19 protein-coding genes and 1 riboswitch are annotated in these 18,900 nt (G+C 70.8%); of the genes, 14 read left to right on the forward strand and 5 right to left on the reverse strand.

What is annotated here, in order from left to right:
* On the reverse strand, positions 1–229 hold a 229-nt coding region (locus tag IZR01_RS37545; protein WP_194926631.1), incomplete at its 3' end, for a hypothetical protein.
* Positions 230–347: 118 nt separating this feature from the next.
* A complete protein-coding gene (locus tag IZR01_RS37550) occupies positions 348–710 on the reverse strand; it encodes a cupin domain-containing protein (protein WP_194926632.1) in 363 nt (120 codons plus the stop codon).
* Positions 711–785: 75 nt separating this feature from the next.
* Here IZR01_RS37550 and IZR01_RS51430 point away from each other — a divergent pair, with 75 nt between their 5' ends.
* The 6 genes from IZR01_RS51430 (at position 786) to IZR01_RS37580 (ending at position 8,210) form a co-directional block, all read left to right on the forward strand.
* Positions 786–3,431: a primosomal protein N' gene (locus IZR01_RS51430; RefSeq protein ID WP_323747220.1), complete on the forward strand. Its 2,646-nt coding sequence runs from the start codon at positions 786–788 to the stop codon at positions 3,429–3,431.
* 160 nt (positions 3,432–3,591) lie between these two features.
* Positions 3,592–4,140, forward strand: coding sequence for a peptide deformylase (gene def / locus IZR01_RS37560; RefSeq protein ID WP_194896999.1), 549 nt, complete (start codon positions 3,592–3,594; stop codon positions 4,138–4,140).
* A gap of 2 nt (positions 4,141–4,142) precedes the next feature.
* A complete protein-coding gene (gene fmt, locus IZR01_RS37565; protein ID WP_194897000.1) occupies positions 4,143–5,090 on the forward strand; it encodes a methionyl-tRNA formyltransferase in 948 nt (315 codons plus the stop codon).
* A 68-nt stretch (positions 5,091–5,158) separates the two neighbouring features.
* Entirely contained in the window at positions 5,159–6,703 is a 1,545-nt protein-coding gene (locus tag IZR01_RS37570; RefSeq protein WP_194926633.1) for an RsmB/NOP family class I SAM-dependent RNA methyltransferase, read from the forward strand.
* Positions 6,704–6,775: 72 nt separating this feature from the next.
* On the forward strand, positions 6,776–7,327 hold the full coding sequence (locus IZR01_RS37575; protein WP_194926634.1) for a T6SS immunity protein Tdi1 domain-containing protein: 552 nt from the start codon (positions 6,776–6,778) through the stop codon (positions 7,325–7,327).
* A gap of 112 nt (positions 7,328–7,439) precedes the next feature.
* Positions 7,440–8,210 carry an SDR family oxidoreductase gene (locus IZR01_RS37580; RefSeq protein ID WP_194897003.1) on the forward strand — a complete coding sequence of 257 codons (771 nt, stop codon included), beginning with the start codon at positions 7,440–7,442 and terminating at the stop codon, positions 8,208–8,210.
* Positions 8,211–8,247: 37 nt separating this feature from the next.
* Here IZR01_RS37580 and IZR01_RS37585 read toward each other — a convergent pair whose 3' ends face one another.
* A complete protein-coding gene (locus IZR01_RS37585; RefSeq protein WP_228555360.1) occupies positions 8,248–9,918 on the reverse strand; it encodes an AMP-binding protein in 1,671 nt (556 codons plus the stop codon).
* A gap of 257 nt (positions 9,919–10,175) precedes the next feature.
* On the opposite strand from IZR01_RS37585, the gene IZR01_RS37590 reads away from it, so the two are divergent.
* Both IZR01_RS37590 and rpe read left to right on the forward strand, forming a co-directional pair.
* Positions 10,176–10,604, forward strand: a complete 429-nt coding sequence (locus IZR01_RS37590) for a helix-turn-helix domain-containing protein (RefSeq protein WP_194897004.1) — start codon at positions 10,176–10,178, stop codon at positions 10,602–10,604.
* Between the two features lie 81 nt (positions 10,605–10,685).
* Positions 10,686–11,360, forward strand: coding sequence for a ribulose-phosphate 3-epimerase (gene rpe / locus IZR01_RS37595; RefSeq protein WP_194926635.1), 675 nt, complete (start codon positions 10,686–10,688; stop codon positions 11,358–11,360).
* Positions 11,361–11,519: 159 nt separating this feature from the next.
* Here the strand turns inward: rpe and IZR01_RS37600 are convergent, their stop codons facing one another.
* Positions 11,520–13,220: a serine/threonine-protein kinase gene (locus tag IZR01_RS37600; RefSeq protein WP_194926636.1), complete on the reverse strand. Its 1,701-nt coding sequence runs from the start codon at positions 13,218–13,220 to the stop codon at positions 11,520–11,522.
* Positions 13,221–13,505: 285 nt separating this feature from the next.
* A riboswitch (FMN riboswitch) is annotated at positions 13,506–13,643 on the forward strand.
* A gap of 197 nt (positions 13,644–13,840) precedes the next feature.
* On the opposite strand from IZR01_RS37600, the gene IZR01_RS37605 reads away from it, so the two are divergent.
* The 6 genes from IZR01_RS37605 to IZR01_RS37630 all read left to right on the forward strand — a co-directional run bounded on the left by IZR01_RS37605 (position 13,841) and on the right by IZR01_RS37630 (position 18,444).
* Entirely contained in the window at positions 13,841–14,506 is a 666-nt protein-coding gene (locus tag IZR01_RS37605) for a riboflavin synthase (RefSeq protein ID WP_194897007.1), read from the forward strand.
* The gene (locus IZR01_RS37610; RefSeq protein WP_194897008.1) at positions 14,503–15,819 is read left to right on the forward strand and encodes a bifunctional 3,4-dihydroxy-2-butanone-4-phosphate synthase/GTP cyclohydrolase II; all 1,317 of its coding nucleotides are present in this window, start codon (positions 14,503–14,505) and stop codon (positions 15,817–15,819) included. The genes IZR01_RS37605 and IZR01_RS37610 overlap by 4 nt, the downstream gene beginning before the upstream one ends.
* A gap of 155 nt (positions 15,820–15,974) precedes the next feature.
* Entirely contained in the window at positions 15,975–16,454 is a 480-nt protein-coding gene (ribH, locus tag IZR01_RS37615) for a 6,7-dimethyl-8-ribityllumazine synthase (RefSeq protein WP_194897009.1), read from the forward strand.
* A gap of 56 nt (positions 16,455–16,510) precedes the next feature.
* Positions 16,511–16,780, forward strand: a complete 270-nt coding sequence (locus tag IZR01_RS37620; RefSeq protein ID WP_194897013.1) for a phosphoribosyl-ATP diphosphatase — start codon at positions 16,511–16,513, stop codon at positions 16,778–16,780.
* Positions 16,781–16,990: 210 nt separating this feature from the next.
* Positions 16,991–17,854: an ATP phosphoribosyltransferase gene (gene hisG, locus IZR01_RS37625; RefSeq protein WP_194897010.1), complete on the forward strand. Its 864-nt coding sequence runs from the start codon at positions 16,991–16,993 to the stop codon at positions 17,852–17,854.
* 155 nt (positions 17,855–18,009) lie between these two features.
* Complete coding sequence (locus IZR01_RS37630; protein ID WP_323746525.1) at positions 18,010–18,444, forward strand: PH domain-containing protein; 435 nt, start codon at positions 18,010–18,012, stop codon at positions 18,442–18,444.
* A gap of 241 nt (positions 18,445–18,685) precedes the next feature.
* Here IZR01_RS37630 and IZR01_RS51435 read toward each other — a convergent pair.
* A partial coding sequence (locus IZR01_RS51435) for a hypothetical protein (RefSeq protein WP_228561050.1) occupies positions 18,686–18,900 on the reverse strand: 215 nt, incomplete at its 5' end.

Here is an 18,900-nt window from a genome sequence, read left to right on the forward strand (position 1 = left end):
AGTGGAAGGTGGGGTCGTGGGCCACCAGGGCCAGGCCGCAGCCGGTCATCAGGAGGGTGGCCAGGGGCATCAGGACGGGTAGGGCGTGGGCGGCTCGGACGGCCAGGCGGAGTTCGGCGACGGTGGTGGCGCGGCTGGCCGCGGTGACCGCGTAGACCTCCAGGCCTATGCCGGCGACGAGGACGACGACCCCTATCACGTGGCCGAAGAGAAGCCAGGCGTCGATCATGGTGGATCCCCCCTCAGGGCATTTGCTTTGTCTCCCCAACCCCTTTGAAGTGGACGAAATCAGGATAGATCGGGCGCGGGTGGGAATGCCAGCGCCCGAACGGGTGGTTTGGTGGGAACTAGACAGTTGCCTGATATACCTTGCGCAGGGTCTCGTGGATCGTCCAGGTGGTCTTCGCGCCCGCGCTGAGCAGTGCGACGTCGCCCGGGCCGACGTCCAGGGTGGTGCCATCGCCGAACGCGATCGTCGCGCGCCCGGACAGCACCACGAACAGCTCGTCCGCCTCGGTGTCGGTCACCGTGCCCGGCGTGATCTGCCAGATACCGCGCACCACCCGGCCGTCCGCCGACTCGCTCAGCACCAGCTCGGAGACTTCCGGCGTACCCGCGACGACCTGCGAGGCGTCCAGGGCGACGGGCTCCAGGACGGCGTCGGCGACGGGCAGGGCGAACCCCAGAACGGAAGTGCGATCGTCAGACATGCGCGGCAGCCTATCCACGCCGAACCTGCCAGCCCATGGGACCGGTGTCACCGCTATCGGGTAGAAATTGACACTGTGGAGGCGCTGGAGCAGAAGAACACGGAGGGAAGGCCGGACGACAAGCCGACTGAGGTTCCGTTGCTGGACGCCCCCGCCGGCCCGCAGGACGACGCGGCCCCGGCAGCCCCCGCCGACGACTCACGCCAGGCCGCCCGCCGCACCGCCCGCCAGTCCGCGCGCCAGGCCAAGCCCAAGGCGTCCCGCGAACCCGCGGCGGAACTCCCCTATGCGCAGGTCGTCCTAGCGCTGGAACTCAGCCACCTGGACCGGGCCTTCGACTACCTCGTGCCCGCGGACTTGGACGCGGAGGCGCAGCCCGGCGTACGGGTCCGGGTACGGTTCGCGGGACAACTGGTCGACGGCTTCGTCATCGCCCGGGTCGCCGAGTCCGACTTCGCGGGCCGGTTCGAATTTCTACAGAAGGTCGTGTCGCCGCTACCGGTTCTGACCCCGGAGATCCTGGAACTCGCGCGCACAGTGGCCGACAGGTACGCGGGCACCCTCGCGGATGTCCTCCGTCTAGCCGTCCCGCCGCGCCATGCGAGTGCGGAGAAGGTCCCCGCGAAGGCGACGGAGCGGGGGCCTGACAAGGTCGTGGACGGGGCGCCCTGGGGCGTCTATGGAGGCGGCCGCGAGTTCATAAAGGCTCTACAACACAAGACAGCGCCTAAACTCCCGCGCGCAGTGTGGACGTGTCTCCCGGCAACGGACTGGGCAACCGCGCTTGCGACCGCCATGCACGCCGTGGCGACTGACGCCGTCGTGTTGCCTGATCCGGAACCAGCGCAGACACAGGCAGCGCAGACACAAGCGGCGCAGGCACAAGTAACGCAGACACAGGCGACAACGCCAGAAGAGGCAGAGACAACCGAAGACCCCGAAGCGATCGCGGACGACCCGGCAATCCCGGACCTGGAACCAGATCCGACAGACCCCGCGCTCCCGGACCCGGACCTCCCCACCGACTACGACATCGACCCCGAAAACCTCCGTGACCTGGACGCCGATCGCTATCGCGACGCCGAAAGCGAACCCGGAGCAGGGCCTGCGCAAGCCGCCCCTATTGCAGCTGTTGCGGCTATTGCAGCGGCTAGTAGCCTCCACGGCCCAGCCCGAATCCCAGCCCGAGGCGCTCTGGCGATCGTCCCCGACCACCGCGACCTGGCCCGTCTGGACGCCGCCCTCACCAAGATCGCCGGTCCGGGTCACCACGTCGTCCTCTCCGAAGAACTCGGCCCCGCCAAGCGCTACCAGAACTGGCTGGCCGTCCTCCGAGGCGACGTGAAGATGGTGATCGGCACCCGCTCAGCGATGTTCGCACCGGTCGCCGACCTGGGCCTCGTGGCGATCTGGGACGACGGAGACGACCTCCACGCCGAACCGCGCGCCCCCTATCCGCACGTTCGCGAAGTACTCCTCCTCCGCGCACACACCACAGGAGCGGCAGCGCTCATCGGCGGCTACACGTGCACCGCAGAAGGAGCGCAGCTAGTAGAGAGCAGATGGGCGTACCCCCTTACTGCGTTCCGCTCTACAGTCCGCGCGAAGTCTCCCCTCATCCGTACCTCTGGAGAGGAGGTGGAGAAGGAACGAGACCCGGCCGCAGCCGCCGCCCGCCTCCCCAACCTCGCCTGGCGAACGGCGCGCGCCGCCCTGAACGACGGCCCGGTCCTCATCCAGGTCCCGCGTGGCGGCTACGCACCCTCCCTGGCCTGTATCCGCTGTAGAAAACACGCACGTTGCATCCACTGCCACGGCCCCCTGGAACTCACCTCGGGCCACGCCATGGCCTCCTGCCTCTGGTGCGGACGCCCCGCCGGCGGCTGGCACTGCGACAACGTCATCAACGACCGCCCCTGCGGCGGCGACCGCTTCCGCATGCTCACCATCGGCGTCCAGCGCACCGCCGAGGAGTTGGGCCGCGCCTTCGCCAACGCCAAGGTCATCTCCTCGGCGCAGGACACCGTCCTTTCCCAGGTGTCTGACAAGCCGGCGCTCGTAGTGGCGACCCCAGGAGCGGAACCTGTAGCGGACGGCGGATACGCGGCCGCCCTCCTCCTCGACGGCTGGTCCCTCCTAGCCCGCCGAGACCTGCGCTCAGGCGAGGAAGCCCTACGCCGCTGGCTGAACGCCGCCGCATTAGTACGTCCCGGGGGAGAGGGCGGCAAGGTCGTCATCATGGCCGAGCCCGGTCTGGCCCCGGTCCAGGCCCTGGTCCGCTGGGACCCGGTCTGGCACGCCCGCCGCGAACTCGCGGACCGCGGCGAGCTGCACTACCCGCCGCTGGCCCGCGTGGCGGAACTCACAGGTACGCCCGCCGCAGTAGCGGAGGAGCTGAGTCTGCTCCGCCTCCCCGAGATGGCCGAAGTACTCGGACCGGTAGCCGTGGACGTTCCGCGCTCCGACGACCGCGCGTCCCAGAAGTCTGACGCCCGGTCCGGCAAGAAGACCGACCCGCTGGGCCGCGGGGAGCGGGCCGACACGTCGAAACCCCCTATAGAGGACCGCCCTCGCCAGCAACTCCACCGCGCTCTAGTCCGCGTCCCGCGAAGACTCGGCGGGGACCTGGCCGCAGCGGTCCGCGAAGCCCAGGGCGTCCGCAGTGCCCGCAAGTCCGAGGACTGGGTCCGGGTCCGCATCGATCCGGTGCAGATCGGCTAAGGACTATTAAGGGCCGCTAAGTACCACTGAGGGCCTTAGAGCCGAACCTAGCCGTCACGGTCCGCTACCACCGCCGGGCTCCGTACACTGGATAGCTGAATCCCGTACACGCATGACCCGTACACGCACGACCCGCACACCCACGAACGGAGCGCGACCCTTGACCGTCCAGGCGATCCGCCTCTTCGGCGACCCGGTCCTGACCACCCCGGCCGCACCGGTCGTCGACTTCGACAAGGAGCTCCGCACCCTTGTCAAAGACCTCACCGAAACGATGCTGGACGCCCCGGGCACCGGCCTGGCCGCCCCGCAGATCGGCGTGGGCCTGCGGGTCTTCACCTGGCACGTCGACGACGAGCCAGGCCACCTGGTGAACCCCAGCCTGGACCTGTCCGACGAGGAGCAGGACGGCGAGGAGGGCTGCCTGTCCATCCCGGACATGGCCTTCCCCTGTAAGCGCGCGATGCGCGTGGTCGCCAAGGGCTGGAACATGCACGGCGAGCCGGTGGAGGTCGAGGGCAGCGAACTGCTCGCGCGCTGCATCCAGCACGAGACCGACCACCTGGACGGCGTCCTGTTCATCGACCGCCTGGACCGGGAGTGGCGCAAGAAGGCGATGCGCGCGATCCGGCTGTCCGACTGGGCCAACGAGGGCACCCAGCCGGTGGTGAAGGTGTCCCCGCACGCGACCTTCGGGCGGGCGATCTGACGATGCGCGTCCTGTTCGCCGGCACCCCCGAGCCCGCGCTGCCCTCCCTGCGCGCGCTGTTGGACTCCCGTCACGAGGTGGTCGCGGTCCTGACCAGGCCCGACGCCCGCTCCGGGCGCGGCCGCCGGTTCGAGGCCTCGCCGGTGGCGAAGCTGGCCGAGGAGGCCGGCGTGGAAGTGCTCAGGCCGGAGAAGGTGCGCGACCCGGCGTTCCTGGAGCGGCTGGCCGAGATCGCCCCCGACTGCTGCCCGATCGTCGCCTACGGCGGCCTGATCCCGAAGTCGGCGCTGGACGTCCCGCGGCACGGCTGGGTCAACCTGCACTTCTCGCTGCTGCCGGCCTGGCGCGGCGCGGCCCCGGTGCAGCAGGCGCTGCTGCACGGCGACGAGGTCACCGGCGCCTCGACCTTCCTGCTGGAGGAGGGGCTGGACACCGGCCCGGTCTTCGGCATGGTCACCGACGAGATCCGCCGCACCGACACCAGCGGCGACCTGCTGGCCCGGCTCGCCGAGTCCGGGTCCCGGCTGCTGATCGCCACGCTGGACGCGATCGAGGACGGCACCGCGCGCCCGGTCCCGCAGCCGGCCGACGGCGTCACGCTGGCACCGAAGGTGCTGGCCGGCGACGCCCGGATCGACTGGACGGCCCCGGCGCTGCGCGTGGACCGGCTGGTCCGGGCCTGCACCCCGGCGCCCGGCGCCTGGACCGTGCTGCCGGGGGCGGACGGCGGGGAGGACCTGCGGGTGAAGGTCTTCCCGGTCAGCGCGCTGCCCGGTACCACGGACGTCCCGCCGGGCCGGATCGTGCAGGACTCGCGAGGATTGATGGTGGGTACCGGCAGCGGGCACACCGTGCGGCTGGGCGACGTGCAGCCGCAGGGCAAGCGGCGGATGGCGGCGGCGGACTGGGCGCGCGGACTGCGCCTGACCGGTGACGAGGCGTTCGTCTGAGCGGTCCGGCGGTACTCCCGATCAGCGATATCCCGTCTATCTCGTCACAAAGGAACAGCGAACCCCCTATGGCACCGCGCACGCCCACCTCCACCGCCGACTCGGCCCGCGCCGCCGACCCGGCCCGCGCCGCCGCGCTCGAAGTGCTGGAGGCGGTGCGCACCCGGGACGCCTACGCGAACCTCCTGCTTCCGCGGGTGTTGCGGGACCGCGGGCTGTCCGGCCGCGACGCCGCGTTCACCACCGAGCTCTGCTACGGGACGCTGCGCGGGCTGGGGACGTACGACGCGATCATCGCGGCCTGTGTGGACCGCGAACTGGACGCCGTGGACCCGGTGGTCCTGGACGCGCTGCGCATCGGTGCGCACCAGCTACTGGCCATGGACGTGCCGCCGCACGCCGCGGTGTCGACCACCGTGGACCTGGTCCGGTCGGTCTCGAACGAGGGCGCCTCGCGGTTCGCCAACGCGATCCTGCGCCGCGTCGGTCAGGGCGACCTGCCGGCCTGGATCGACCGGATCGCGCCGAACCCGCAGGACGACCCCGAGGGCTTCCTCACGGTGTCGCGCTCGCACCCGCGCTGGATCGTCTCAGCACTCTGGGACTCGCTCCAGGCGCACCGCGGAGCCGAACGCGCGCACAAGGACATCGGGGACCTGCTGGACGCCGACAACGCCCGGCCCGGAGTCACGCTGGTGACCCGGCCGGGGCTGGCCCAGGTCGGCGAGCTGACCGAGCTGGGAGCGCTGGCCGGGCGGTACTCGCGGTACGCGGCATACCTGGCCGGCGGCGATCCGGGCGCGCTGGCGCCGGTGCGCGAGGGACGTGCCGGGGTGCAGGACGAGGGCAGCCAGCTGGTCGCGACCGCGCTCGCCACGGCGCCGTTGGAGGGCCGGGACGAGTGGTGGCTCGACATGTGCGCCGGTCCTGGCGGGAAGGCCGCGCTGCTGGCCGGGCTGGCGTTGGAGCGGGGCGCCTCGTTGCTGGCGAACGAGATCGCGCCGCATCGGGCCGAGTTGGTGCGCAGGGCTTTGCGCGGGTACGGGGACCGGCTGGTCGGGGCCGAGGTCGCGACCGGGGCCGGGGCTGGGATCGACGCCGAGCTCGGCCTCGACGCCGGCATCGAGGCCGAGCTCGTGGACGGCGAAGGTGATGGTGGCGGCGTCGAGGTCATGTCGCCCGGCACCGGCACCCTCCAGGTGATCGCCGCCGACGGCATCCGCGCCCCCTGGCAGCCGGGCTCCTTCGACCGCGTCATGCTCGACGCCCCCTGCACCGGCCTCGGCGCGCTCCGCCGACGTCCGGAATCCCGCTGGCGGCGCGGACCAGAGGACCTGGAGCGGCTGACCCGCGTCCAGCGCCGTCTGTTGTCGTCGGCGCTGGACTCCGTCCGTCCCGGCGGACTGGTCGCCTACGTGACCTGCTCCCCGCATCTGGAGGAGACCCGCGACGTGGTCCGGCAAGTAGTGAAGGCGCGGCGGGACGTGGAACGGGTCGACGCGCGCCCGCTGCTGCCCGGTGTCCCGGATCTCGGCGGCGGCCCCGATGTGCAGCTCTGGCCGCACCTGCATGGCACCGATGCTATGTACCTGGCCCTCCTGCGCCGTTCATAGCAAACACCTGCCACGGTTGGAGGGGAACGGTAGTGTGCGGACTCCCCCCCGACCGGTTGAGGAACAGGTGAGATGGCGAACTCGGGATTCTCCTTCGAGGCCCTTCAAGAACGCATGCCGACCGAGGCCGCGCGCGGGCTCGCGGATCACGGCACCGGCGACTTCGCCGACGGCTTCCTCCATCTCGTCGCGCCCGAAACGCTCGACGACACGCTGTCCGAATGGCTCGGCGGCTTCCAGCCCTCGCGCACTCCGTTCGCCCGGACGGCACTCGGCGATCTGCTCTACATCCGCGACCTCCGGGAGCGGGCCGCCGAGATCGGGATGAGCGAGGAGGAGATCGGCACCGCGTATGACGTATCCGTGGTCAACGTGCGCTATAAGAAGATCGGCGTATTGGCGTACTCGTTCAGCGACTTCGTGGCCGGGATATCGGACCCCGAGTTCCTGACCGAGGAACTGCGCAAGGACCTGTACGACGGCGCCGTGGCCCGCCTCGGACGCCCCGGTCCCGACGAGATGTACACCTTCGTCCCGCTGCTCGCCTGGGGCGGCTCCGAGGACTCGGCGAGCCTGGACCGGGTGAAGGCCGGAGTGGCGCTCGATATCTTGTTCCAGGCCTGATCCGGGCTGGCTTCCGATCCGGACTCGCTCCAGGTCCGGACTCTCCTGATCCGGGCTGGTTCCCGCGTTATTGCGTTGACCCGGCCTGTCGCCGCCACCAGACTGCTCGCCCATGACGCAACAGCAGCGGCCGATCGCCTTGGTGACCGGAGTCGGCAGGCGGGCCGGGATCGGCGCGGCGATCGTGGAGAAGCTGGCCCGCGACGGCTGGGACATCGGGTTCACCTACTGGCGCGCCTATGACGACCGCATGGAGTGGGGCCGCGATGCGGAGGCACGCGCCGCGATCACAGCCGACCTGGAAGCCCACGGCGCGCGTGTCTACGCGGCGGAAGCGGACCTGGCGCTCCCGGAGACGCCGGAGCGGGTCTTCGCCGAGGTGCGCGAGCAGTTGGGCGACGTCAGGGCACTGGTGATGGCGCACTGCGAGTCTGTGGACTCCGGGATCCTCGACACCTCGGTCGAGTCCTGGGACCGGCACTTCGCCGTCAACGCCCGCGCTTCGTGGCTGCTGGTCCGCGAGTACGCCAGGCACTACACCCAGCCGCACGGCACCGGTCGTATCATCGCCCTGACCAGCGACCACGTGATCAACAATCTGCCCTACGGGGCCAGCAAGGGCACGCTGGACCGGCTGATGGTGGCCGCCGCCGTGGAACTGCGGGACCTCGGGCTGACCGCGAACGCCGTGGACCCCGGACCGACGCAGACCGGCTGGATGTCCGAGGACCTGGAGACCTACATCAGGGAACGCACTCCGTTGGGACGCAACGCTGTGCCCGCGGACTGCGCGGAGCTGGTCGCGTTCCTGTGCTCGGAGCGTGGCGGCTGGATCAACGGCCAGGTGCTGAACAGCGACGGCGGGTTCACCGTGGCGCGCTGAGGCGGCGGGGGGAGGGCTCACCCTGGCTCACCCCGGTTCACCCCAGCCCGAGGATCTCCAGCGCCTGCTCCCGCATCTCCACCTTGCGCACCTTTCCGGTGACCGTCATGGGGAACCCGTCTACTAGGTGCACATAGCGCGGGATCTTGTAGTGCGCGAGACGCCCCTCGCAGAACTCCCGGACGTCCTCGGCGCTCAGCGGCTGCGCGCCGGGCCGCAACCGGATCCAGGCCATCAGCTCCTCGCCGTACTTGGTGTCGGGGACGCCGATCACCTGTACGTCCTCTACGTCCGGATGCGAGTAAAGGAACTCCTCTACCTCGCGCGGGTAGACGTTCTCCCCGCCCCGGATCACCATGTCCTTGATCCGTCCGACGATGGCGACGTAACCGTCGGCGTCCATCTGTGCGAGGTCACCGGTGTGCATCCAGCCGTCGGCGTCCACGGCTTCGGCGGTGCGCTGGGGCTCGTTCCAATAGCCGAGCATGACGCTATAGCCGCGCGTGCACAGTTCTCCCGGCTCGTCGGCGCCCAGCGTGCTGCCGGTGTCCGGGTCGACGATCTTGATCTCGACGTGCGGGTGCACCCGGCCGACGGTCGCGACGCGCCGTTGCAGGCTGTCGTCCCGGCGGGTCTGGGTGGAGACCGGGGACGTCTCGGTCATGCCGTAGGCGATGGTCACGTCGGTCATGCCCATCTCGTCGATGACCCGCTTCATCACCTCGACCGGGCAGGGCGAGCCGGCCATGACCCCGGTGCGCAGGGAGCTGAGGTCGTAGGCACCGGGAGACTTCTCTAGGAGCGCCAACTCCGCGATGAACATAGTGGGGACGCCATAGAGGACTGTGCAGTGTTCTACAGAGACCGCGCGCAGGGTGTCGGCGGGGTCGAAGAGTTGACCGGGAAGAACCATGCAGGAGCCGTGGCTGGTCGCCCCCAGGTTGCCCATCACCATGCCGAAGCAGTGATAGAGCGGTACCGGCAGACAGACGCGGTCCTCCTGCGTCCAGCCCTGGACCTCCGCGACGAGGTAGCCGTTCCCCAGGACATTGCGATGCGACAGGGTGGCGCCCTTGGGGAAGCCGGTAGTGCCGGACGTGTATTGGATGTCCACGGGGTCGTCCGCATGGAGACGGCTCTCGCGCTCCGCGAGGACGGAAGCGGGCACGGTCGCGCCGCGCTCGACGAAGGCGGTCCAGCCCGGAGTGCCGATGAAGACGACGTCCTGGAGGTCCGGGCAGTCCTCCCGCACCGCGTTCACCATGGCCACGTAGTCGCTGGTCTTCACTTGAGTGGCGGCGAACAGCAGGCTGGTGCCGGACTGCTTCAGCGTGAAGCGGATCTCGTGGTCGCGGTAAGATGGGTTCAGGTTCACCAGGATCGCGCCGACCTTGGCCGCCGCGTACTGAACCAGGACCCACTCAGCGCAGTTCGGCGACCAGATGCCGACCCGGTCGCCCTTGGCGACGTCGGCGGCGAGCAGTCCGCGGGCCAGTTCCGACGCCGCGGCGTCGAACTCCGCGTACGTCCAGCGCCGTCCGGTCGCGCACTCCACGAGGGCGTCGTGATCCGGGTACGCGGCAGCGATCCGGGCCAGGTTCGCGCCGATGGTCTCGTCGGGCAGCGGCGGGGAGTCCGGGCCCTTGCGATGGGCCTCGCCCGGGATGTCCCGGATACCCTGGCTGCCGGCGTCGTCGTTGCCGCTCATGCCCTCTCACCTGTGCTTCTCTAGGAGCCGACGTCAGGATTCGACAGTAGTGGCCCGCCGGGCCCGCGTCGATGGCGGTTCTGAGAGAACACTCAGGGATACGCGGTAGTCTCCGCCGAAACCGAAGACGGCCTTGACGCGGCCGGGGGTTGATCGGTTCCCTGTGTCCGTGGCGGTAAGTCGCCAGGCGTGCCGGTCACCTTCGGCCGGTCGGCTGTGGTCGGATTGAAGAGAAGTTTGCTGCGAGCGGAGGTGTGATGCGACACGACGGAGGCTGGCTGCCAGGCCCGGACGCCCGGCCGACCAGGGCCCTGGCGCTGCTGATCACCGGGCTGACGGACGACGCGGTGGCACGGCGGCTGGCGGTGAGCCGGCGCACGGTGCAGCGCGCGGTACGGGACCTGATGGACGCCGCCGGCGCCCGGACCCGGATGCAGCTCGGTCATCACGCCGCCTGCCTGGGCCTGCCGCTTCCGGAACTGCCCCTGGCCGTCGAGCCGCGGGACCGGCCGGCCCCGGCGGACCTGCGGTTGCTGGCGCTGCTGCTGGCGGACGCGCGGGTGGACCGGGCGCTCGGGGTCAGTCCGCGCAGCGTCGAGCGTGAAGTGCGCCGGCTGATGACGCTGGCCGGGGCGAAGAGCCGGGTGCAGCTCGGATGGCTGGCCACGCGGCGCGGTTGGTTGTGAGGTCGGGCCGGGGCTGAGTGTGAAGCCGGCCCGGTCGCGAGGCGTTGCTACCGGGGCGCCGCGATCTGGGAGACTCTCCCCATGAGCGCAGTCCAGATCTCCCCGTCCATCCTCTCCGCTGATTTCTCGCGCCTGGCCGACGAGGTCAACGCGGTTCCGTCGGCCGACTGGATCCACGTCGACGTGATGGACAACCACTTCGTGCCGAACCTGACGCTGGGCCTGCCGGTGGTGGAGTCGCTGGTGAAGGCCTCGCCGCGGCCGCTGGACTGCCACCTGATGATCGCCGACCCGGACCGCTGGGCGCCGGGCTACGCCGAGGCCGGGGCCGGCAGCGTCACCTTCCACGTGGAGGCCGCGCACGCGCCGATCCGGCTGGCGCGCACCATCCGCTCGGCCGGGGCCCGGGCCGGGATGGCGCTGAAGCCGGCGACGCCGGTCGAGCCCTACGAGGACCTGCTGCCGGAGCTGGACATGATCCTGATCATGACCGTCGAGCCCGGGTTCGGCGGGCAGAAGTTCCTGGACGTGGTGCTGCCGAAGATCCGGCGCGCACGCACCATGATCGAGCGGCACGGCGGTTCGGTGTGGCTGCAGATCGACGGCGGCGTCGCGGCGGACACGATCGAGCGCTGCGCCGAGGCCGGGGCGGACGTGTTCGTGGCCGGGTCGGCGGTGTACGGGGCCGAGGATCCGGACCGTGCGATCCAGGCGCTGCGGGCGCAGGCTCAGGCGGCCGGGACGCGGGTCGCCTGAGAGGGAGGGCCGGTGCGGGCTCGTCGAGGCTGAGGCCGATACTGGCGCAGGCGCAGGCGCAGGCGCAGGCGCAGGCGCAGGCGCAGGCGGAGCCCCAGCCCCAGGCGTGGGCGCAGGCCCAGCCAGCCTCAGGCGTAGACGCTGTCGCGGCTCCGCGAGCTACCGCGGAGCCGCGGCCTGAGCGTTCGGATGGATCAGGCAGAAGCTGACCGAGGCCTCGGCCTCGACGTCGGAGTGCCCGTCGTAGTGGAACTGCCCGCAGATCGCCGGATCGCGCTGGTCCTCGCGGGCCAGGACCCGACGGCCGTCGGCGTTCTCGGCGGCGGCCTTCTGAGAGACCTTGCCGATGATGTGGTTGGTTTTGTCGACCCTGACGAAGTCGCCGACGTGCACGCTGGTCACGTCGAAGGACGACGAACGCTGAAGCACCGTGACCAGCACGGCGGCGATCGTCGCCCCGACTAAGACCGCCAGGATCACGCCGCGCGAGCCCCGCTGCCGCGCCGGCCGGGACTGACCGCGCGCGTTCGGGGGGCGTGGGATCTTCGGTGCCGGAGAAGCCTTCGATACTGTCGGCTGCTTCGGTACCAGGCCCGCACCTGCGCCTGGACCCGTACCCGGACCCGGACCCACGGCCGGGACCCGCGAGCCCGTCCCGGTCCGCCCGGCGGGACGGCGCGGCTCAGCGATCGCCGGCCCGTGCTCGCGACGATGCCGGTCCGCGGCCTGCGTCGGGTCCGGTCGATGATGCCGATCCCCGGTCTGCGGCGAGTCGGGCCGATGACTCCGGTCCGCGGCCTGTGCCGCGTCCGGTCGCCGAATCCGATCCCCGGTCTGTGGCGCGTCCGGTCGGCGACGCCGGTCCGCGGGCTGCGGTCCCGTCGGCCGGCGGCGTTGGTCCGTACCCTGCGATCCCGCCCGATCCGCTTCGCCCGGCCGCCGCGCGGGTGTGGCGGTCGGTCCACGGTCAGGCGTGACCGTCGTTCCGCGCGGCGCCGTGGCCGCCGGCGTCACCACCGTCTCGGAAATCCCCGAGGGGTTATCCCGCACAGCTAGCGACCGCCGTGCCTCCCCGACCCCGAGCCGCCTGACCGGATCCTTCTCCAGCAGCCCGGTGATCAGCGGCGTCAGCCGCCCGGCCCGCACCGGCTCCGGCGCCTCGTCCAGGATCACCGCGGTCAGCGTCCCGGTCGCGGTCTCGCGGTGGAACGGCGAGAACCCCTCGACCGCCTGGAACAGCGTGACGCCGAGCGAGAACAGGTCGCTGGCCGCCAGGCCCTCGGTGCCGCGCGCCCGCTCCGGCGCGATGTACTCCACCGAGCCCAGGAAGGTACCGGCGGCCGTCAGCGCGGTGTCGGTGGTGCCGATCGCGATGCCGAAGTCGGTCAGCAGGACCTTGCCGTCGTCGGCCAGCATCACGTTCGCCGGCTTCACGTCCCGGTGCACTATCCCGGCCGCGTGCGCCGCCTCCAGCGCGTCCAGCAAGGCGGCGGCGACTATGGCGGCGTGCGCCACGGACAGCGGGCCGTAGTCCTCGACGTGTTCTTCCAACGTGTGCCCGGCGACCAGCTGCATCACCGTCCACGGCACGCCGTCGTCGACCACGACGTCGTGCACGGCCACCACGTTCGGGTGGTCGCGCAGCCGGGCGGCGTTGCGGGCCTCGCGCTCGGCGCGGCGCAGTCGCTCCTCGGAGTCGGGGCCGGGGGTGGCCGGCAGCCAGACCTCCTTGACCGCCACGTCGATGCGCAGCGATTCGTCGGAGGCCAGCCAGACCCGGCCCATACCGCCGGAACCGAGCCGCGCGCGCAGCCGATACCGGCCGCCGATCAGCCGGCCGGGCTCTGCCAGTCCCGCCATCCGCGTCCCACCCCGCATCAATGGTTTGTGCCCGAGCTCAGGCTACGTGCATATCTTCGCGGGCAGCCTACTGTCCACGAAGTCAAAGCCGCGTTCGCCCCGGAATCGCCGGTGTTCGCTCCGCCGAACGATCTCGAACCCTGAGATCGGCGACGTCAGGTCGGGTCCCACGGCTTCCCGGTAAAAGTAGAACGTGTTACAGTTCGGGGCGGAGCCAGGGGTGACGCGCACCACGCTCGGACACCCGGGAATGAATCGCGTGGCACACTGGTTCCGTAACGACGAACGCGTGCTCCGGGGTCGGTGAAATTCCGAACCGGCGGTGACAGTCCGCGAACCGCTCGTTCGCCTCGGCGAACAGGTGGCCGATCCGGTGGAATTCCGGGACCGACGGTTAAAGTCCGGATGGGAGGCTGCACGCGACGGGCGTGCCGCCCCGCCGTGTCTTGACGGCGCCCGGTACGGCACACGTCCCGTCGTGGCGTTCGCGACGGCTGCCGCCGACCTGTGCGGAGCGTGCCGTGGCGCGCCGCCTCCCCTCACGCACCCCCTTTTCCCGGAGTCCGGGTTCGCACCGCGCGCCGACCGGCACGCGGATGAGGCGGATTGGGGAGCACACCGTGTTCACAGGCATCGTCGAAGAGCTCGGCCGGGTCGTCGCGCTGGAAGTGGAAGGCGACTCCGCACGCTTGCGCGTGGCCGGGGCGTTGGTCACCTCGGACGCCGAACACGGCTCCTCCATCGCCGTCAACGGCGTCTGCCTGACCGTTATCGAGTCCGGGACCCAGGCCGCGGCGGCCGGGGAGTTCACCGCCGACGTGATGGCCGAGACCCTGGACAAGTCCAACATCGGCGACCTCAAGCCCGGTGATCCGGTCAACCTGGAGCGGCCGATGAAGCTCGGCGCGCGCCTGGGCGGGCACCTGGTGCAGGGACATGTGGACGGCGTCGGCACCGTGCTGGAGCGCACCCCCGGCGAGCACTGGGAGGTTGTGCGGATCTCGCTGCCGGCCGCGCTGTCCCGCTACGTGGTGGACAAGGGCTCGATCACCGTGGACGGCATCTCGCTGACCGTGGTCGAGGCCGACACCGACGCCTTCACCGTGAGCCTGATCCCGACCACGCTGGAGCTCACCACGCTGGGCAGCAAGGGCCCCGGCGCGCCGGTGAACCTGGAGATCGACGTGATCGCCAAGTACACCGAGCGCCTGCTCGGGCTGGATGGCACCACTGCCGACACCGCCACGAAGACTGCCGACGCCACCACGAAGGAGGTCGCGGCATGAGCGCCGTGGAAGCGGGTACCGCGCAGGGCACCGAGCACAGCGAGCCGATCGTCCTGGACACCATCGAGCACGCGCTGCGCGAGCTGGCCGCCGGCCGGCCGATCGTCGTGGTCGACGACGAGGACCGGGAGAACGAGGGCGACCTGATCTTCGCCGCCTCGCTGGCCACGCCCGAGGTCGTCGGGTTCACCATCCGCTACTCCTCCGGCGTGATCTGCGTGCCGCTGCCGGCCGCCGAGGCCGACCGGCTGAACCTGCCCCCGATGACCGCGATCAACCAGGACCGCAAGGGCACCGCCTACACGGTGTCCGTGGACGCCCGGGACGGGGTCAGCACCGGCATCTCGGCCGCCGACCGGGCCCGCACCATCCGGCTGCTGGCCGACCCGGACACCGGCGCCGACGACCTGACCCGGCCCGGCCACGTCTTCCCGCTGCGGGCCAAGGACGGCGGGGTGCTGGTCCGGCCCGGCCACACCGAGGCCGCCGTCGACCTGTGCCGGCTGGCCGGGCTGCCGCTGGCCGCGGGCATCTGCGAGGTGGTCGAGGACGACGGTTCGATGTCCCGGCTGCCGCAGCTGGCCCGGTTCTCCAAGGAACACGGCCTGGCCCTGATCTCCATCGCCGACCTGATCGCCTACCGGCGCCGCACCGAGAAGTCGGTGACCAAGGCCGCCGAGACCCGGCTGCCCACCGCCTTCGGCGAGTTCCGGGCCGTCGGCTACCGCTCGGACGTGGACGGTACCGAGCACGTCGCGCTGGTCAAGGGGGACATCGGGGACGGCGAGGACGTGCTGGTGCGGGTCCACTCCGAATGCCTGACCGGCGACATCTTCGGCTCCCTGCGCTGCGACTGCGGTCCGCAGCTGCACGCCGCGCTGCGCGCCGTGGACGTCGAGGGCCGCGGGATAGTGCTCTACATGCGCGGGCACGAGGGCCGTGGCATCGGCCTGATGCACAAGCTGCGGGCCTACGAACTCCAGGAACTCGGCCACGACACCGTGGACGCGAACCTGGAGCTGGGCCTGCCGGCCGACGCCCGCGACTACGGCACCGGCGCGCAGATCCTGACCGACCTCGGCGTGCACTCCATGCGGCTGCTGACCAACAACCCGGCCAAGCGCTCCGCGCTGGAGGGGTTCGGGCTGCGGGTGAGCGGCCGGGTGCCGCTGCCCGGGAACGTCACCCCGGACAACATCCGCTACCTGCGGACCAAGCGCGACCGGATGGGGCACGACCTGCCGGATCTGGAGGGCTTGGACCACCTCGGCGAGGCGGAGGCCGACGAGCTGGCCGCCGCCAGCGCGCACTGAGCTCTGGACCGGGCCCGGCACTCTGGACCGGGCTCGGCTGAACCGACCAGCACGCAAGATCGCGACGCGACCGGCGTCCCCGGTCTGGAAGACTTGCCTCGCGCCCCGTTGCGGGTGCGCGGAGCGTCCACGAACGCACAAGGAGTGAACAGAACGTGAGCGGAGCGGGAGCCCCGGCCATCGCCATCGAGGGCGGCGCGGAGCTGAAGGTCGCTGTGGTGGCCGCGCAGTGGCACACCCAGGTCATGGACGGCCTGGTGGCCGGGGCCGAGAAGGCGCTGGCCGAGATCGGCGCGGCGCACGACCTGATCCGCGTGCCGGGCTCGTTCGAGCTGCCGGTGGTGGCCCGGGCGCTGGCCGGCGCCGGCTACGACGCCGTGGTGGCCCTCGGCGTGGTGATCCGCGGCGGCACCCCGCACTTCGAGTTCGTGTGCGCCGCCGCCACCGACGGCCTGAACCGGGTGGCCCTGGACACCGGGACGCCGATCGGCTTCGGCCTGCTCACCTGCGACACCGAGGAGCAGGCGCTGGAGCGCGCGGGCCTGGCCGGGTCGCGGGAGGACAAGGGCCGCGAGGCGGTCGAGGCCGCGGTCGCGACCGCGCTGGTGCTGAAGAAGATCGAGGCGAAGCGGTGAACGCCTCGCCCACCGCCGACGAACCCGTGGAGGTGCGCGTGGGAACCGCGGTTCCGATCACGTCCAAGAGCTTCGAGACCCTGTTCGGCGAGCTGACGGCCAAGGCCGAGCGCGGCGAGGAGGGCTCGCGCACGGTCGAGCTGCTGGGGCTCGGCGTGCACGCGATCGGCAAGAAGATCGTCGAGGAGGCCGCCGAGGTGTGGATGGCGGCCGAGTACGAGGACGGCGACCGGACGGCCGAGGAGATCTCGCAGCTGCTGTATCACGTGCAGGTGCTGATGCTGGCCCGTGGGCTGGCGTTGGAGGATGTTTACAAGCACCTGTGAGGTGTTTCGAAGGGCTCGGCGACGTCGCCGGGCCCTTTCGCGTCCGCCGCCGGTCTGCCGTCGGTCCGCAGCCTGGCCGCCGTGCTGCCGCAGCCTGGCCGCCGCCCGGCTTCATCCCACCGAGTGAACGCCCCGGCGCGCCCGGCGGACCGTGGTCGATACTGGCCAGGCAAGCACCGCCCACTACCGGTTACCGAAAGGTCACACGCCATGCTGCGCATCGCCCTGCCGAACAAGGGATCGCTCTCGGAGGCGGCCACGGCGATGCTGCATGAGGCGGGCTACCGGCAGCGCAAGGACGGCAAGGAGCTCATGGTCGTCGACCCGGCCAACAACGCCGAGCTGTTCTTCCTGCGTCCGCGGGACATCGCCACCTACGTCGGGGCCGGGCGGCTGGACGTCGGGATCACCGGCCACGACCTGCTGCTGGACTCCGGCGCCGGGGCCGAGTCGATCATGGACCTGGGCTTCGCCCGCTCCACCTTCCGCTTCGCGGCCCTGCCGGCCACCGTCGAGCAGGTGACGAAGGAGTCGGGGGTGAGCGGCCTGGCCGGGCTGCGGATCGCCTCGGCCTACCCGGGGGTGGTGCGCGAGTTCCTGGCCACCGCGGGAGTGTCCGCCGAAGTGGTGAAACTCGACGGCGCGGTCGAGGTGTCGATCGCGCTGGGCGTGGCCGACGTGGTGGCCGACGTCGTGGAGACCGGCACCACGCTCCGGCACGCCGGCCTGGAGGTCTTCGGCGACCCGATCCTGACCTCCGAGGCGCAGCTGATCCGCCGGGCCGGCGCCGAGGACAGCCCGGCGGTGGACCAGTTCCTGCGCCGGCTGAAGGGCGTGCTCACGGCACGGGAGTACGTGCTGATGGACTACGACATCCGCGCCGAGAACGTCGACCGCGCGGTCCAGGTCACCCCGGGCATCGAGTCGCCGACCGTGTCCCCGCTGCACGACAAGGGCTGGGTCGCGGTCCGCTCGATGGTCCGCCGCGCCGAGGCCCAGCGCATGATGGACGACTTGTGGGATCTGGGTGCGAGGGGAATCCTCGTCACGGATATCCTCGCGTGTCGGCTTTAGTTGTCGCCGGGTCGCCGAACCCGGCATGAACCGGCGAGCCCGGAATGAAACGGACCAGCGTGCAGGTGACGGAAAACCACGATCACGACCCCCCGGCCCCCGGTCCGCGGAGCCCCTCGGGCCTCCCGGTACCCGATCGCGTCCCGCAGCTCCCGGTGACCTTCCGCCCCCGCCGCACCCGCGTAGCGGTCCTGGCGGTCGGCACCGCCCTGGTCGCGACCTTCATCGTGGTGGCGACCATACTGCCGAACACCGGCCCCACCGCCTGGTCCGCCCCCGAGCGCGTCGGCTTCGCCGCCATCGGCCCGATCATCGCCGCCGGCCTGTACCTGCTGGCCCGCCCACGCATCATCGCCGACGAGCGCGGCCTGACGGTGGTGAACACGGTCCGCACCCAGCGGCTGGAGTGGGCCGAGATCGTCCGGGTGAACCTGCGCCCCGGGGACCCATGGGTGCTGCTGGACCTGGACAGCGGCGAGGTGCTGCCGGCGATGGGGATCCAGGCTTCCGGCGGGCAGGCTTCGCGCAACGCTGCGGGGGAGTTGCAGGCTCTAGTCGAGGCGCACACTTTGACTGAGCGGGACGATTAGGGCGGTTCGGGGGGCGGGTCTCTTCTTGGGGGGCTCGAGTTTTCGGGCCGGGTTGCGGTTGGCGTGTGGGTTGAAAGGCGATCTTTACGGCCTTCGGTCATGGTTGTGCCGGTTCGGGGTTCGGGGCGGTGGGTGTGTTTGTCGGCTGCCGGTTTTCGTGTTCACGATCCCGCCGCACCTCAGGCCTCTTCCACTCCGGCGAGTCAGAACCAGGGGCTAGATCAAGATCAACAGCAAGAGCTCAAGCAAGATCAAGGTCAAGGGCCCAAGCAAGATCAACGGCAAGAGCCCAAGCAAGATCAACGGCAAGAGCCCAAGCAAGATCAAGGGCCAGATCAAGTGTGTCACGAACATGGATCGGAGCTGATGTGTAGGTAGTTGCTTCGTGATGTGGTGTTCCACGGGAGATGAAGGTTTTGTGGCCCTTCGGGACCGTCCTTGCCGGGGTGGTTCCAA

It is taken from the genome of Catenulispora pinisilvae, from assembly GCF_015356865.1.
Classification (GTDB): Bacteria; Actinomycetota; Actinomycetes; order Streptomycetales; family Catenulisporaceae; genus Catenulispora; species Catenulispora pinisilvae.